This window comes from Flavivirga rizhaonensis, from assembly GCF_004791695.1.
Classification (GTDB): domain Bacteria; phylum Bacteroidota; class Bacteroidia; order Flavobacteriales; family Flavobacteriaceae; genus Flavivirga; species Flavivirga rizhaonensis.
The window spans coordinates 1-15,376 of the sequence record NZ_SRSO01000006.1; the positions used below are offsets into that span (position 1 = coordinate 1).

Consider the following 15,376-nt stretch of genomic DNA (forward strand, 5'->3'; position numbering starts at 1 on the left):
CAGTAATTTTATCTTTAGAAATCATAAGCAGAATAATGTTAGTTAATTAGAATTCAACACTTTAATTTACTAAATATTCTGCTTTTTCTATACTATAAATATGAGTTTCTTAGGCCGAACTCAGGTTTGTAGTATTATGCTTGTTTTTTGTATCTATTAAAAAAGATCTAAGAGTAGTCTGTTTTACTTGCACTGCCGGACGTTTTTCAGAAAACTTCCCTTGCTGTTTTATAGAAACTTCAACAACGCCGTTTTTACCTTTTCTTCCATATTTTTTTATAGCTTTTTCTGGTTTTAAAATTTCTATAGATTTAATAGCCATAGAATCTAACATTGTGATTAGGTCTTTAGAGATTTCTCTGTTATTTATTAAATATAAAGGCTGTTTTTTTACCTCACTTTTTGTAATATTTAATTCCTTATTAGCTAATTCCTCTATGTTATTTTGTTTCTCTTGAGAATAAGTTTTTAAATGAAATGAAATTAAGAATCCAACTATTATTAATGGGATAAATCTTTTTTCTACTTTTTTAAAGGGTGTCATAGTGTGTATTCAATTTATAGATTGAAGCTGTATGGGAATAAGAATTAATATTCTTTCAACTCAAAGTGCTCTCCATCAAAAACACCATAAGTATAGTATTTAATCCAATCGCCAAGATTGATGTACTTTGAATTGTTTTTAAGATCGATGTTTAGAGGTAAATGACGATGTCCAAACACAAAATAATCACGGTGTTTGTCTTCGAGTTTTCGCTTGCAATATTGTGCTAACCATTCGTTGTCTTCACCTAAAAATTTAGCATCTTCATCGCCAGAAATAAGTTTGTTTTTAACCGATAAATATTGTGCCATTTTTACGCCTAAGTCTGGGTGTAACCATCTGAATAACCATTTACAAAATGAATTTGTAAATACCTTTTTCATACGTTTATAGCCCTTATCTCCTGGGCCTAGACCATCACCGTGACCAATAAAAAATATTTTATTGTTAAATGTGAATTCTTTTGGTTTGTGATAAACAGGGATATTAAGCTCTTCTTCAAAATAGCCATTCATCCATAAATCATGATTACCAACAAAGTAATAGATTGGTATCCCTGAATCTGAGATTTCGGCTAATTTACCAAGTGTTCTGGTAAAACCTTTTGGAACCACCTTTTTATAGTCCATCCAAAAGTCGAATAAATCACCTAAAAGGAATATGGCAGCGGCATCTTGTTTTACTTCATCTAACCAGGCTACGAATTTTTTTTCGCGAGGAAGTGATGCTTCTCTGGTTGGTGCTCCTAAATGATTATCGGAGGCAAAGTATATTTTTTTTCCTTTTGGAATTTGAATTTGCATGGCGTAAATATAACTAATTCCTGCTTTTTGATTGCTTCTTTGATAAACTTCAGTATTAATATTTTCATTATTTCTGTTCATTTTGTCTTGATACAAAACGAACCAAAAAATCATGTCAAAAATAGGAAATTGCTAAAGCACCATTCGTTTTCGGAATTGCGTGCATGAAGCTTTGCTTCGCATCTTCATTCCTTCACTCATTATTTCTGGATTTTGACTTTTCCGATTTATCGGAATTTGGGTCTTTCACTTTTGCTAGGTTTTATTTTAACCTCATTCTCGTTGTTCTTTAATTTAGTAGATTGCTAAAAACTGCTAACTGAACACCGAACACTGCCAACTGAAAACTAGAAAGGAATTCTCTAGTTATTATCAGAAGCATACCACTCTGCGAAAGACGTGTCGGTTTCTTGAAGTTTTAATGAGTGTAGCGAAATATGTTTTGGTAAACGTTTTTTTATTTTTTTCGAAAAATCGATAACCATCATCTCACTAGTGGGCTGGTAATCTACTAAAAGCACATTATGACCTCTATCTTCCAGTTCTTTGGCAAGTTCTACGTGAGGTGTATTTTTATTAAATACGGTAGCATGATCGAATACATTAACGATTTCTTCTTTCACGATTTTTTTTAAATCCCCAAAATCGATAACCATCCCAAATTTTACATTGGTATTGTCTGTGATAGGTTGCCCTATAACTGTTACTGATAGTTTGTAGCTATGACCATGTACGTTTTTACACTTGCCATCGTACCCGTAAAGCGCATGTCCGGTCTCGAAAGAAAATTGTTTTGTGATGCGAATGTTGTGACTCATTATCTTCTTTTTCTTCTATTTACAATATAAACAATTATTAAAACTAAGGCTAAAAGTAGAAATAATCCGTTTCCACTTATAAATGACATGATATCCATAATGATTTTTTATTGATTCTTCTTTTTGTTATATCTATAAATTGAATATGCAATCAAAACGAGAACAACAAACGGTAACATTGAACCAATAAAAACGCCTATTTCGTAACCTTTGTCGGGAGCGTTTTGTATTTTTTCTTCTATATTAACTTGTTGAAAAAGGCGGGTTAGTAATAGCATATTTATTTTTATACTGACTGTATGGCAAAGTTAATGGTTTTGAGAGAGCGGAATAAATATTTTTCTAAATTTTATAATTAAAGGAATGCCTCTGGCAAGAATCCAAAAAGTAAGTGCAATAAATATACCGTGTAGTTTATAGTCTAGGCTATCTAACCAAAAAAGAATTGGTACAAAGACAATAAACGTTGAAAATAACAATACATTTCTTAAAGATTTCATTTTACCCAGACCTTTAAATATGCCGTCGAAAATAAATGTTAAAGAACATAGAGGTTGCATAACAAGTATGATCCAGAAAGAATCATAGAAAAGGGCTAATACATCTGGGTCTTCAGAAAAAAGGCGACCTATTGGATAATAGAAAATAGCACCGATTAATGCTAATACAATTCCAATAACTATAGCATATTTAATTAATCTATTACTTAATTTAAGGAGTAAGCAGTACTCCTTACTACCAAATAATTTTCCTGATAAAATATTACCAGCACTTGCATAGCCATCAATAAAAAAGGCTGCAAAAAACCATAAGTTTATAGCAATTGTATACGTTGCAATATATGCGGCACCGTAGCCTGTAGCAAAGCGAGTTGCAAAGTATAATGTAACATTAAGAGCCAACGTTCTAACAAATAGGTTAAGGATCATTATTATAAACCTATTGATTTCTTTGTTAAAAGGAAAACTTATTTTTAAAGGGATAGATGTTTTTTTTAGCAGATAATACGCCGAAAAAACCGCCATTATTAGTTGTGCAATAACACTGGCATAGGCTGCTCCTTTTATATGCATAGCAGGGATGTAACCTTTTATACCAAAGACAAGAATAAAGTCGAGAACAATATTTAATAAAGCGCCAATAATAGCAATTATCATAGGATAATAAGTGTTTTGTAAACCTCGAAAAGCACCAAAAACAGCGATAGTAAATAATGTAAATGGAAACCCAAAAACTCGAATTTTATAATAATCTACACTATAGTCTAAAATGAGATCGGAGGCATTATATAGTTTAAAAATGTTTTGAGCGAAAGGATAGGTGCTTATTATAATTAAAATACTTAAAGATGTAATAATGAAAATAGCCTGTGCTGGTAAGTTTTTTACTTTTTCGAGTTGATTGGCTCCAACATATTGTGATACAATAGAAGATATAGCACTTCGTGTTTGTCCCAATACCCAAATTAGCATAGATAAAAATGTAGTAACAATACCAACTGCAGCCAAAGATTCGGTGGCATTTAAATTTATGTTTCCAACAATAGCGGCATCAGTTAATGATAAGATAGGTTCGGATATCCCAGAAATTAATGCTGGTATTGCTAATTTGTTTATATGTTTTATACTAATGTCGCTACTCATGGTATTATTAATTCATAACAATAAAAAGGATGTTTACTTTGCTTTGGGAAATAAATATTTCCTAAGCGTTTATAACCGCGATGCTCATAAAATTTTTGATTTCTTTGGTTTTGAGAAAAGGTGTCTAATCTTACTGAAACACAGCCGCTCTTTTTAGCAAATGTTTCAGCAAAAGTCATAAGTTCTTGCGCATATCCTTTTCCTTGATGTGTTGGATGTATGGCTAACCTGTGTATGTAAATGTTGTTTGTGTTTTCTGTTAGCCATAAAATTGGAATGTATTCTTTATCCATAAATGTAGAAATGGTTACACATCCAATGATGGAATTTTCAATTTCTAAAACGTATAATTCGTTACGATCAATATCTTTTATAAAGGCTTGTTTATTAGGGTAATGTTCATTCCATTGATAAATGTTTTTCCTTATCATATATGCAGCACAAGACTTAGTGATTTCTATAATATTATCAATATCAGAAAGGGTTCCTTTACGAATCATTTAAATGTTTTACTTTTGCATAAATATCGTCAAAAATTTAGTCAGTAAACTATATTTATCATGAAGAATATTTTAGTTCCTATTGGGTCATCCAAAAACGCTTTAAGTCATTTGCAATATGCTGTAGATTTTGCAGAATCTTTTGGGGCAAAACTTTTTATTGTGCAAGTGTATAATGTCTATACTAAAGCAGGAACCATGATTAAAATAGACCCTATAATTGAGAGAGAAAGTAAAGCTTTTCTGAATGATTTAGTCTCTCAGATTGACACTAAAAATGTCAAGGTTGTTAAAAAGACTTTAAAAGGTAAATTGATTAGTACGCTCGAATTGGTAAGTAAAAAAGCCAATATTGATTTAATTTTGGTAGAACCCAGAACGAACTCTATTAGGGAAGAGGTGTTTTTGGGGAAAACTTCTGGGAAAATTATAAAGCAAACTCAAATACCGACATTAATCGTACCTGAAGGTTACAAGTTTAAACCATTTAGTAATATTTTATTAGCTATAAAATCTGCAATAATAAGAAAGAATGATGCCTTAGACCCTTTGTTAAGTGTTAAAAATAATTTTAAGGCTTTAGTTAATATGTTATTGGTTAAAACACCTTATTATAATGAAGGTGATTTTAATGTTGAACAAAAATTATTAGATACTGTAGATAATATAATCAAGACAGAGAATGCAACTACGTTTCATGGCGTATTACAGCATTTACAATCTTATAATCCGGATATGCTTTGTGTTGTTAGGCGGAAAAGAGGGTTTTTTACTAAAAAATGGGAAAAGAATGTTATTTTGAAAAAAGACTTCTCAAGTTCAATACCTGTTTTAGTTTTAAGAGGGTTGAAATAATTAATCATAATATTTTGCATATTCTGTCGGGAGCGATTCTAAGTCTCTAATTTCTATATTTTTATAAAACACTTCTGTGGCTTCACTTTGTATTTGAATTTTCCCTTTAATCAGAGGAATTTTTTTATCATTTTCTACATATCTAGAATTTTTAAGGATCATAACTATTTCTCCGTTAACGATATGGATGCTTTTTTCTTCGAAACAAATTAATTCTATAGTATTCCATGTTCCGTGTGGCTTTTCAAAATTAGCACTTCGCATACAATAACCAGGAATCTTTTCGCCTTTACCCATGGGTAAAAAACTCTGACTTTCATCTGCAACTGGGTTCATTATGTGTTCTGGAGTGAACGCACGGATATCAATTGCAGAATTCGCCTGACTCCAAAAATCTCCCATATGCCCTTCCATAATTTGAAATTCTTGAGAGAGCATCCATGATTTCCACCACTCAGCACCATGAGGCCCTATAGAATGGTATAATATCCCCGAATCTTTGAGGAGGTTTTTTCTAGGATGCCATTTTTTTTCACCCCATTTCATTTTTAGTCTAAGGTGATAATTAGCATATTCTTTTTTTGTAAAAACGCAGCCATATATCTCTCCACTAATTTTTAAAACAGGCTCATTGTTTTCTTCAATGACCGTAAATACATGATGTTGGTTTTGATTCAACCCGATAGGTGGCATGGGGTTTCCATTTTCGTCTTTAAGAGTTTCTCCTTTATAATTTTCAGGATAACGAAAACTTAAATAGTTATCCCATTGAGAGAGTTCTTTATCTAATAAAGGCGTCCAATTTGGTTCTTTTTTACACGAGTAAAACGTAATAATGATTAAAAGGAGTATCGTTAAGTGTCGCATGATCTAGCCTTATTTTTTATCATTTAAAGATAGGTAAATAAGCTTTGACAGATGTTAATTTCTATAAGGACAAAAAAGTATAATGATTAAATAGCAAGATAGCTTTTTGCCAAATTATAGTTTCGATAGGAAAAGATTGCTGCTTCTAGCATGATGAATAGACAGAGAACAGAGATAGTCTCGAGAAGGATTTAGCACAATTATATTGACGTTGTCATGCATCTCGTCTATATTTGTCCATTATGATAAGAAAATAGAAAAGGAATGCTACGATAAGGCAATTTTCATTTTCACGAATAGATACCTAGGATATTTAATTCTACATTAAATGGGCTTTTAGCAAATGATTTTGAAAGGTTCGTTTAACGTGTTTATATAAGTTTAGTTGCGTGATTTAAGCACTAAATTTAGCAAATACAAACCGAACAGAAAATCCACGAGGATTTTCGTAAGTAGGCTTTCACTAGTAATTAATTTTAGGATACAGTGTTGTGTGCAGTTTTTAATAAGTACTTATCAATCCAAACAGGAATTATTTCTTCTCTTATAGTAATTTTCCCTCCTTTGTAAATATCTAATATAAGCTTAGATTTATTTCCACTATTATCAAAAATGAATGTCCTGTAAGTATATTTAATCGCTTCTAAAAGGTATTCTAAACTTTTATAGTATCTATCCTCAATCTTGTGAACAGGAACTGGATGACCACCACTCTTTACCCTTTCAGATACTCGTTGTTTATTTATTTCAACGCTTTCAGTTGAGATAAAATATAAATAGTTCTTGTACCCTAGATCTTGTGATTTTTTTAATGTCTCTATTTTTGACTTATGAGACATTACTGTTTCAAATGTAAGTTTTTTTCCGTTTTCTATTAATTGATTTCGTATGAAATCAGCTAATATTGAAGCTTCATAAGAATGCGTTTCAGAATTTGGATTTGTTATTTTTCCGTTCTTAAATTCTAAATCAATTAAAAAACCATCATCTGTAGCCTTTTTATATAAGCTATGGCTTCCAATAAAAGCCGAAAATGTTTCAGAGGTTATTTCTTTGCTAACTCCATATTTAGAAATATCGAGAGTTTGATAATTCTTTATATCTTGTTCGATGTCGTCAGAATTAACATATGTTCCAATATCAAATTTCCCTTTTAATGCACGATATACTGTACTTTTTCCTGAGCCATTTGGTCCAGCAAACATACGCAATCTCTTTTCATACATTAATTAGCTATTTTGAAGGTATAATATGTCTCCTTTTTTAGCCTTACGAGTTGACAATTGCTCAAGGATTTGAGGTTTTTTTCCTTTAACTTGTCTAATGACTTTACCATCTCGAACAAAAATCATTTCATCAGAAATTTCTTTAGCCTTCTTATGAGCAAATAAAGTACCATAGGCAGCTACTCTGCCTAAACTACTCAGATTTTTAGAGTCTTCAATTTTAGCTAAAGAATTACCAGTTATCAAACCCAATGCACGTAAACGCCTAAGTCTAATTCTATCTCTTTCTTTGTTAATTTTGAATGCTCTTCTTCTTATCTTGTTGCTCATTTTCTTAAAATTTATTGCTATATATTTATTAAATATACAAAACTTGTTCCAAAACACTAAATATGACATATTTACACTAAATACAAATTATTCTAATTACAGAGTTACTTTTTTATGATAGAGTAACGGAATTAAGAGATTTATTATTTTAATCGTTCTTAAAGATAAGATAGAAATATTTATATTTACAAGAATTAAATTGAGTTTTCAACCATTCTATTAACAACTGTCTCTAAATTGCACACAATGTTATCAAGTATATGAATCCGTTTTAATGATTTATATACAACGTTAAACGAAGTTAGTTGAATTTTTTTTACAAAGTCAAATGGTATAAAATAAAAAAGACCACTTATAACAAGTGGTCTCAATAAAAATATATAAAGTATTTGGGTTATAATCCAAATACTTCTTTTACTTTGTCAACATAATCTAATTTTTCCCAAGTGAATAACTCTACATCTAGGGTCGTCGCTTCTCCATTAGGCTGCGTAAATGTTTTAGTGACCGTTTCATTGTTACGTCCCATATGTCCATAAGCAGCTGTTTCGCTGTACATAGGAGAGCGTAATTTTAAACGTTCTTCAATGGCAAATGGGCGCATATCAAAGATTTTAGAAACTTTTTCAGCAATTTCACCATCGGTCATATTGAAAGAACAGGTTCCATACGTATCAATAAAAATTCCCATAGGCTCTACGACACCAATAGCATAACTCACCTGTACTAAAACTTCATCAGCAACACCAGCAGCCACTAAGTTTTTTGCGATATGACGCGTTGCATAAGCAGCACTTCTATCTACTTTACTAGGATCTTTTCCGGAAAAAGCACCTCCACCGTGAGCACCTTTTCCACCGTAGGTATCCACAATAATTTTTCTTCCTGTTAATCCGGTATCTCCATGAGGTCCACCAATAACAAATTTTCCAGTTGGATTTATATGGTATTTAATATCACTATTAAATAAAATCTGAATTTGTTCAGGTAGCTTAGCAACGACACGAGGGATTAAAATATCAACAATATCTTTTCTGATTTTGGCTAACATAGTCTCATCTTCATCAAAATCGTCGTGTTGCGTAGACACTACAATAGCATCAATACGTTGCGGGATATTATCATCGCTGTATTCAATAGTTACCTGACTTTTAGAATCAGGGCGTAAATAGGTAATATCTTTATTCTCTCTTCTTAATTCGGCAAGTTCAATGAGGATTCTATGCGACAAATCTAAAGCCAAAGGCATAAAGTTTTCAGTCTCATTAGTTGCATAACCAAACATCATACCTTGGTCACCTGCTCCTTGTTGTTCTTTGCTTGCTCTATCGACACCTCTATTAATATCGTCAGATTGTTCATGAATAGCAGAAACGACTCCACAAGAATTGCCATCAAACATATATTCTCCCTTGGTGTAACCAATTTTGTTTATGGTTTCTCTTGCAATTTTTTGTACATCTAAGTATGTTTTAGATTTTACCTCACCAGCAAGTACCACTTGTCCTGTAGTAACTAAAGTTTCACAAGCTACTTTTGAGTCTGTATCAAAAGCCAAAAAATTATCAATTAAAGCATCGCTAATTTGATCTGCTACTTTGTCTGGGTGTCCTTCAGAAACACTTTCCGAAGTAAATAAATAAGCCATAAGTTGTCTTTTATATTAGGATTTGACGATACGTCGAAGGAAGTTTACACTGCCTTTAGCATTTTTATTTATGCAGAAACAAGTTCAACATAAAGAGGTTGCAATCAGTCAAATCTTTCCTCTGTTATTTGTGTTGGCAAAAGTAAAAAAATAAAAGGAAATGATGATTTGTTTTTATTTTTTTTAAAAATAAATTGGTTATTACATTTTAATTGTAAATATTTGTATCAACAAAATGAAAAAGCAAATATTAAATATCGTTTCTATTATTGTCATTGTGATTATTTCACAACGATAGGAAGCGCTATATATATATATAAATTTTAAAAGCCTTCCTAATCGGGAGGCTTTTTTATTGCATATTTTTTAAATTTTGGACGTCATAAAAATAATAGTTTAAATTGTTGTTGTACAGTTGATTATGTGGTTTTTTGGTATTGTGGATTTAACCAGAAAAACCAAAAAATAATGTAACTAAAAACCTAAATAAATTAATTTCGAATATTATTTTGGAAGGTCGCAGAATTTTTAAAAGAATTCTTAAATCATTAAAATATTAAATCAAAAAAAGGAAAAGCATAAAATTATCTGTAATAAAGATGAAGGAACTTAATAAATACAGTAAAACAGTAACTCAAGATTCAACACAACCAGCAGCACAAGCCATGTTATATGCGATTGGTTTTTCTGATGAAGACTTTTTTAAACCTCTGGTAGGTATTGCCAGTACAGGTTACGAAGGAAACCCTTGTAACATGCATTTAAATGATTTAGCAAAATTAGCTAAAGAAGGTACTAAAAATGAAGATTTGGTCGGATTAATTTTTAATACAATTGGTGTGAGTGATGGTATTTCAATGGGAACACCTGGGATGCGTTATTCTTTGCCTTCAAGAGATATTATTGCAGATTCTATGGAGACGGTAGTACAAGGAATGAGTTACGATGGTTTAATTACTGTAGTGGGGTGTGATAAAAATATGCCAGGTGCATTAATTGCCATGCTTCGTTTAAACAGACCTTCTATTTTAATTTTTGGAGGGACAACAGATTCTGGTTGTCATGAAGGAAAAAAATTAGATATCGTTTCTGCTTTTGAAGCATGGGGCAGCAAAGTTGCGGGAACTATGGAAGAAAGTGAATTTAAAAGTATAGTGAAAAAATCTATTCCGGGTGCAGGTGCTTGTGGTGGGATGTATACGGCAAATACTATGGCGTCGGCTATTGAGGCATTAGGAATGTCATTACCATATAATGGTTCTAATCCTGCAGGAAGCGACGAGAAAAAAACAGAGTCTGTAAAAGCGGGTGAAACGATGCGTTTGTTACTTGAAAGAGATATTAAGCCATCAGATATTGTGACACGCAAATCTTTAGAGAATGCCATTCGTTTGGTTACTATTTTAGGAGGATCAACTAATGCAGTATTACACTTCTTAGCCATAGCAAGAGCAGCTCAAATAGATTTTACACTTAAAGACTTTCAAGATATTAGTGATAGTACACCATTCTTGGCAGATTTAAAACCTAGCGGACAATACCTAATGGAAGATTTACATGAAGTAGGAGGTATTCCAGCTGTCTTGAAATATTTGTTGAAAGAAGGATTATTACATGGCGATTGTTTGACTGTAACAGGAAAAACATTGGCAGAAAACTTATTAGATGTTAAAGACCTTTCAGAAGGACAGGATATTATAAAGCCTTTAGAAAACCCTATTAAGGCAACAGGACATTTACGCATGTTATATGGAAATTTAGCAAAAGACGGAAGTGTTGCTAAAATTACAGGGAAAGAAGGTTTGAGCTTTGTTGGAAAAGCTAAAGTATTCGATAGTGAGTATGATGCAAACGATGGTATCCGTGATGGTAAAGTAGAAAAAGGAGATGTCGTTGTTATTCGTTATGAAGGACCAAAAGGAGGACCAGGAATGCCAGAAATGTTAAAACCAACTGCTGCTATTATGGGCGCAGGATTAGGTAAGGATGTCGCTTTAATTACAGATGGGCGTTTTTCTGGTGGAACACACGGTTTTGTTGTAGGTCATATTACACCCGAGGCTCAAGAAGGGGGCACCATTGCATTTGTTAAAGATGGTGATATGATTACAATTGATGCCGAAACAAATAGTATTTCTTTAGAAGTTTCAGAGGAAGAATTACAACAAAGAAAACAAAATTGGACAGCACCGAAATTAAAGTTTGATAGAGGTGTTCTATATAAATATGCAAGGTCAGTGTCATCAGCATCTAAAGGTTGTGTTACTGATGAATTTTAAATAGATATTTTTTCATTTCCGCGAAGGCGGAAATCTCAATTTAATGAGTATGAATACAGAAACAGCAAATAAAACACGGGAAGTGCTAAGTAAAACAGAACGAATTACAGGTAGTGAAGCTATTATTAAATGCTTGATAGCAGAAGATGTAGATATTCTTTATGGGTATCCAGGAGGTGCTATCATGCCAGTTTACGATGAGTTATATAAATTTAGAAACAAAATTCATCACGTATTAACACGCCATGAACAAGGTGCAGCACATGCAGCTCAGGGGTTTGCAAGAATTTCTGGTAGAGTAGGTGTAGCTATGGCGACATCTGGTCCCGGAGCTACTAATTTAATTACAGGAATAGCTGATGCTCAAATCGATTCTACACCATTAGTATGTATTACAGGACAAGTCCCATCCCATTTACTGGGTACAGATGCATTTCAGGAAACAGATATTATTGGTATTTCCACACCCGTTACCAAATGGAATCACCAAGTCACAAAAGCATCAGAAATTCCGGAAGTTTTAGCTAAAGCATTTTATATAGCTAAAAGCGGTCGTCCAGGTCCCGTATTAATTGATATTACAAAAGATGCTCAGTTTGGAGAACTTGATTTTAAATATGAAAAATGCACAGGGGTAAGAAGTTATATTCCAACACCAAAAACCAATTTAGAATCAGTGAAGGCTGCTGCCAAATTAATTAATGCCGCAAAAAAACCAATGATTGTTTGGGGACAAGGTGTTATTTTAGGTGAAGCAGAAGAACAATTAAAAGCAGTTATTGAAAAAACAGGTATTCCTGCCGCTTGGACTATTATGGGAGCCTCGGCTATACCAACATCGCATCCCTTAAACATTGGTATGGTTGGAATGCACGGTAACTATGCCCCAAATAAATTAACCAACGAATGTGATGTGCTTATCGCAATCGGAATGCGTTTTGATGATCGTGTTACGGGGAGTTTAGATACTTATGCTAAACAAGCAAAGGTGATTCATTTTGAGATTGACCCAGCTGAGGTTAATAAAAATGTATATGCAGATGTAGCGGTATTGGGTAACTCTAAAGACAGTTTAACAGAATTATTACCATTGTTAAATGAAAATTCTCATGGAGCATGGCATCAAGAATTTAAAGATTTATATGCTATAGAATTTGAGAAAGTGATTAAAGATGACCTGCACCCAACTAAAGAAGGGTTAACGATGGGTGAAGTTTTAAAAGAAATAAATGTACAAAGTAAAGGTGATGCTGCTATCGTATCAGATGTTGGTCAACATCAAATGATTGCCTGTCGTTACTCAGAATTTAATAAAACTAAAAGTAATATTACTTCGGGCGGTTTAGGTACTATGGGATTTGCATTGCCAGCAGCTATTGGAGCTAAAATGGCAGCGCCGGAACGCGAAGTAGTAGCTATAATTGGTGATGGTGGTTATCAAATGAATATCCAAGAGTTAGGCACTATATTTCAACAAAAAGTACCTGTGAAAATCGTGGTATTGAATAATGAGTTTTTAGGAATGGTACGCCAATGGCAGCAGTTGTTTTTTGATAAACGTTATGCATCAACAGAAATGACAAACCCTGACTTTGTTACTATTGCTAAAGGATATCATATAGATGGAAAACGTGTTACTAAAAGAGAGGAATTAGCAGATGCTATTAAAGAAATGATGGCTTCTAAAGAGTCTTATTTTTTAGAAGTGTGTGTAGAAAAAGAAGATAATGTATTCCCAATGATTCCTTCAGGAGCATCCGTTTCAGATATCCGTTTAAGCTAAATTTAGAAAAGAAATGAACGAAGAAATAAAATCATTCACGATTTCAATTTATACTGAGAATAATATCGGTTTATTAAATCGTATTTCTGCAATTTTTCAACGCAGGCATATCAATATTGAAAGTTTAACAACGTCTCAATCAGAAATAGAAGGCGTAAACAGATTTGTCATTGTTGTAAACATTACTGAAGCTCAAGCTCAAAAAATTATAGGGCAATTTCAAAAACAAATTGAAGTTATTCGTGCTTATTATCATACAGAAGAAGAAACTATTTTTCAGGAATCGGGTATGTTTAAAATAAAATCTGATTTATTATTTAACGAACCTCAGATTCAGAATATAATTAAAGAAAGTAATGCCAGAATAGTCACTGTAAACAAAGAGTTCTTTGTTTTGGAAAAATCTGGTAGAAGAAACGAAATAGAATCACTTCGCAGGGATTTAAATATTTTTGGAATTATGCAATTTGTGCGATCTGGACGTATTTCAGTAACTAAAGAAGAAATGAAAATCACAGAAATGCTTTTAGCATTTAATAACCAATAATAACAATAAAATTAAAATGGGAAATTATTTTAACACACTTTCATTAAGAGATAAACTAGATCAATTATCAAAGTGTAGATTTATGGATGCTTCAGAGTTTTCAGAAGGAGTAAACGCTTTAAAAGGTAAAAAGATAGTTATCGTAGGATGTGGAGCTCAAGGTCTTAATCAAGGTTTAAACATGAGAGATTCTGGTTTAGATATTTCTTATGCTTTAAGGGATGCTGCAATTTCTGAAAAACGTGCATCTTTTGTTAACGCATCGGATAATGGATTTACGGTTGGTACCTATCAAGAGTTAATCCCTACTGCAGATTTAGTGTTAAACTTAACACCAGACAAGCAACATACAAATGCCGTTAGTGCTGTGATGCCTTTAATGAAAAAAGGAGCAACATTATCATATTCTCATGGATTTAATATTGTTGAGGAGGGCATGCAAATTCGTAAAGATCTTACCGTAATCATGGTAGCACCTAAATCTCCAGGTAGCGAAGTACGTGAAGAATATAAGCGTGGTTTTGGTGTGCCAACACTTATTGCTGTGCACGAGGAGAACGATCCTGAGGGGAAAGGTTGGGCCCAAGCAAAGGCTTATGCAGCTGCAACTGGAGGTGATAGAGCAGGTGTTTTAGCATCGTCTTTTATTGCCGAGGTAAAGTCTGATTTAATGGGTGAGCAAACCATTCTTTGTGGTTTGTTACAAACTGGATCTATCCTTTGTTTTGATAAAATGGTTGAAGAAGGAATTGAACCAGGATACGCTTCAAAATTAATTCAATACGGATGGGAAACAATAACAGAAGGTCTTAAATATGGAGGTGTTACCAACATGATGGATCGTTTGTCTAACCCAGCTAAAATTAAAGCATTCGAATTATCTGAAGAATTAAAAGATATTATGCGTCCATTATTCCAAAAACATATGGATGATATTATGGAAGGGAATTTCTCTAAAGGAATGATGGAAGATTGGGCTAATGATGATAAAAACCTATTAGGTTGGAGAGCTGCAACTGGAGAAACTGCTTTCGAAAAAACACCAGCTGGAGATGTTGAGATTTCAGAGCAAGAATATTATGATAATGGTGTATTAATGGTAGCGTTTGTTCGTGCAGGTGTTGAATTGGCTTTTGAAGCGATGACAGAATCTGGAATTATTGATGCTTCTGCTTATTATGAGTCTTTACACGAAACACCACTTATTGCAAACACGATTGCAAGAAAGAAGTTATATGAAATGAACAGTGTAATCTCTGATACAGCTGAATACGGTTGCTACCTATTTGACCATGCATGTAAACCTTTATTAACAAGTTTCATGAAGAATATCAAGGCAGATGTTATTGGTAAAGCGTATGCTAAAGATAATGGTACAGGTGTAGATAATGCTAAACTTATTGAAATCAATAAGGTTTTAAGAGATCATCCCGTTGAAAAAGTAGGTGAGTTTTTAAGATCATCTATGACAGCTATGAAGCCAATAGTTTAGTAAATGAAATTATAGTTTTTCAGACCTGTCAGGTTTTAAAA

At 32.8% G+C, this 15,376-nt stretch carries 14 protein-coding genes; 5 read left to right on the plus strand and 9 right to left on the minus strand.

All coding sequences use genetic code 11. From position 1 onward, the window contains the following. Positions 1-109 precede the first annotated feature (109 nt). The 5 genes from EM932_RS05500 to EM932_RS05520 all read right to left on the minus strand — a co-directional run bounded on the left by EM932_RS05500 (position 110) and on the right by EM932_RS05520 (position 4,308). On the minus strand, positions 110-544 hold the full coding sequence (locus EM932_RS05500; RefSeq protein ID WP_135876182.1) for a hypothetical protein: 435 nt from the start codon (positions 542-544) through the stop codon (positions 110-112). Positions 545-588: 44 nt separating this feature from the next. Continuing rightward, complete coding sequence (locus EM932_RS05505; RefSeq protein ID WP_135876346.1) at positions 589-1,341, minus strand: UDP-2,3-diacylglucosamine diphosphatase; 753 nt, start codon at positions 1,339-1,341, stop codon at positions 589-591. A 368-nt stretch (positions 1,342-1,709) separates the two neighbouring features. Beyond that, on the minus strand, positions 1,710-2,165 hold the full coding sequence (locus EM932_RS05510; protein WP_135876183.1) for a 6-pyruvoyl trahydropterin synthase family protein: 456 nt from the start codon (positions 2,163-2,165) through the stop codon (positions 1,710-1,712). 308 nt (positions 2,166-2,473) lie between these two features. Next, positions 2,474-3,808 carry an MATE family efflux transporter gene (locus EM932_RS05515; protein ID WP_135876184.1) on the minus strand — a complete coding sequence of 445 codons (1,335 nt, stop codon included), beginning with the start codon at positions 3,806-3,808 and terminating at the stop codon, positions 2,474-2,476. After that, complete coding sequence (locus EM932_RS05520) at positions 3,805-4,308, minus strand: GNAT family N-acetyltransferase (RefSeq protein ID WP_135876185.1); 504 nt, start codon at positions 4,306-4,308, stop codon at positions 3,805-3,807. Before EM932_RS05520 ends, EM932_RS05515 begins: the two co-directional genes overlap by 4 nt. 60 nt (positions 4,309-4,368) lie before the next feature. On the opposite strand from EM932_RS05520, the gene EM932_RS05525 reads away from it, so the two are divergent. Beyond that, on the plus strand, positions 4,369-5,163 hold the full coding sequence (locus tag EM932_RS05525; RefSeq protein ID WP_135876186.1) for a universal stress protein: 795 nt from the start codon (positions 4,369-4,371) through the stop codon (positions 5,161-5,163). On the opposite strand, the gene EM932_RS05530 is transcribed toward EM932_RS05525, so the two are convergent. From EM932_RS05530 to metK, 4 genes are all read right to left on the minus strand, one after another. Further along, positions 5,164-6,030, minus strand: coding sequence for a 3-keto-disaccharide hydrolase (locus EM932_RS05530; protein WP_135876187.1), 867 nt, complete (start codon positions 6,028-6,030; stop codon positions 5,164-5,166). Positions 6,031-6,506: 476 nt separating this feature from the next. Continuing rightward, positions 6,507-7,256 carry a zeta toxin family protein gene (locus EM932_RS05535; protein WP_135876188.1) on the minus strand — a complete coding sequence of 250 codons (750 nt, stop codon included), beginning with the start codon at positions 7,254-7,256 and terminating at the stop codon, positions 6,507-6,509. A gap of 3 nt (positions 7,257-7,259) precedes the next feature. Beyond that, positions 7,260-7,586 carry a hypothetical protein gene (locus EM932_RS05540; RefSeq protein WP_135876189.1) on the minus strand — a complete coding sequence of 109 codons (327 nt, stop codon included), beginning with the start codon at positions 7,584-7,586 and terminating at the stop codon, positions 7,260-7,262. Positions 7,587-7,980: 394 nt separating this feature from the next. Beyond that, positions 7,981-9,234 carry a methionine adenosyltransferase gene (gene metK, locus EM932_RS05545; RefSeq protein WP_135876190.1) on the minus strand — a complete coding sequence of 418 codons (1,254 nt, stop codon included), beginning with the start codon at positions 9,232-9,234 and terminating at the stop codon, positions 7,981-7,983. A 599-nt stretch (positions 9,235-9,833) separates the two neighbouring features. Here metK and ilvD point away from each other — a divergent pair. From ilvD to ilvC, 4 genes are read left to right on the plus strand one after another with little or no spacing between them, the layout of a single operon-like run. Further along, positions 9,834-11,513: a dihydroxy-acid dehydratase gene (ilvD, locus tag EM932_RS05550; RefSeq protein ID WP_135876191.1), complete on the plus strand. Its 1,680-nt coding sequence runs from the start codon at positions 9,834-9,836 to the stop codon at positions 11,511-11,513. A gap of 49 nt (positions 11,514-11,562) precedes the next feature. Beyond that, positions 11,563-13,296 carry a biosynthetic-type acetolactate synthase large subunit gene (ilvB, locus tag EM932_RS05555; RefSeq protein ID WP_135876192.1) on the plus strand — a complete coding sequence of 578 codons (1,734 nt, stop codon included), beginning with the start codon at positions 11,563-11,565 and terminating at the stop codon, positions 13,294-13,296. A gap of 13 nt (positions 13,297-13,309) precedes the next feature. After that, positions 13,310-13,843 carry an acetolactate synthase small subunit gene (gene ilvN, locus EM932_RS05560; protein ID WP_135876193.1) on the plus strand — a complete coding sequence of 178 codons (534 nt, stop codon included), beginning with the start codon at positions 13,310-13,312 and terminating at the stop codon, positions 13,841-13,843. A 16-nt stretch (positions 13,844-13,859) separates the two neighbouring features. Beyond that, positions 13,860-15,335 (plus strand): ketol-acid reductoisomerase, encoded by a 1,476-nt coding sequence (gene ilvC, locus EM932_RS05565; RefSeq protein ID WP_135876194.1) that lies wholly within the window; start codon positions 13,860-13,862, stop codon positions 15,333-15,335. The last annotated feature ends 41 nt before the right edge of the window (positions 15,336-15,376 follow it).

Coding starts and splice junctions, on each gene's coding strand:
- EM932_RS05500 (WP_135876182.1), bottom strand. CDS start 544: ATGACACCCTTTAAAAAAGTAGAAAAAAGATTTATCCCATTAATAATA.
- EM932_RS05510 (WP_135876183.1), bottom strand. CDS start 2,165: ATGAGTCACAACATTCGCATCACAAAACAATTTTCTTTCGAGACCGGA.
- EM932_RS05515 (WP_135876184.1), bottom strand. CDS start 3,808: ATGAGTAGCGACATTAGTATAAAACATATAAACAAATTAGCAATACCA.
- EM932_RS05520 (WP_135876185.1), bottom strand. CDS start 4,308: ATGATTCGTAAAGGAACCCTTTCTGATATTGATAATATTATAGAAATC.
- EM932_RS05525 (WP_135876186.1), top strand. CDS start 4,369: ATGAAGAATATTTTAGTTCCTATTGGGTCATCCAAAAACGCTTTAAGT.
- EM932_RS05530 (WP_135876187.1), bottom strand. CDS start 6,030: ATGCGACACTTAACGATACTCCTTTTAATCATTATTACGTTTTACTCG.
- EM932_RS05535 (WP_135876188.1), bottom strand. CDS start 7,256: ATGTATGAAAAGAGATTGCGTATGTTTGCTGGACCAAATGGCTCAGGA.
- EM932_RS05540 (WP_135876189.1), bottom strand. CDS start 7,586: ATGAGCAACAAGATAAGAAGAAGAGCATTCAAAATTAACAAAGAAAGA.
- metK (WP_135876190.1), bottom strand. CDS start 9,234: ATGGCTTATTTATTTACTTCGGAAAGTGTTTCTGAAGGACACCCAGAC.
- ilvD (WP_135876191.1), top strand. CDS start 9,834: ATGAAGGAACTTAATAAATACAGTAAAACAGTAACTCAAGATTCAACA.
- ilvB (WP_135876192.1), top strand. CDS start 11,563: ATGAATACAGAAACAGCAAATAAAACACGGGAAGTGCTAAGTAAAACA.
- ilvN (WP_135876193.1), top strand. CDS start 13,310: ATGAACGAAGAAATAAAATCATTCACGATTTCAATTTATACTGAGAAT.
- ilvC (WP_135876194.1), top strand. CDS start 13,860: ATGGGAAATTATTTTAACACACTTTCATTAAGAGATAAACTAGATCAA.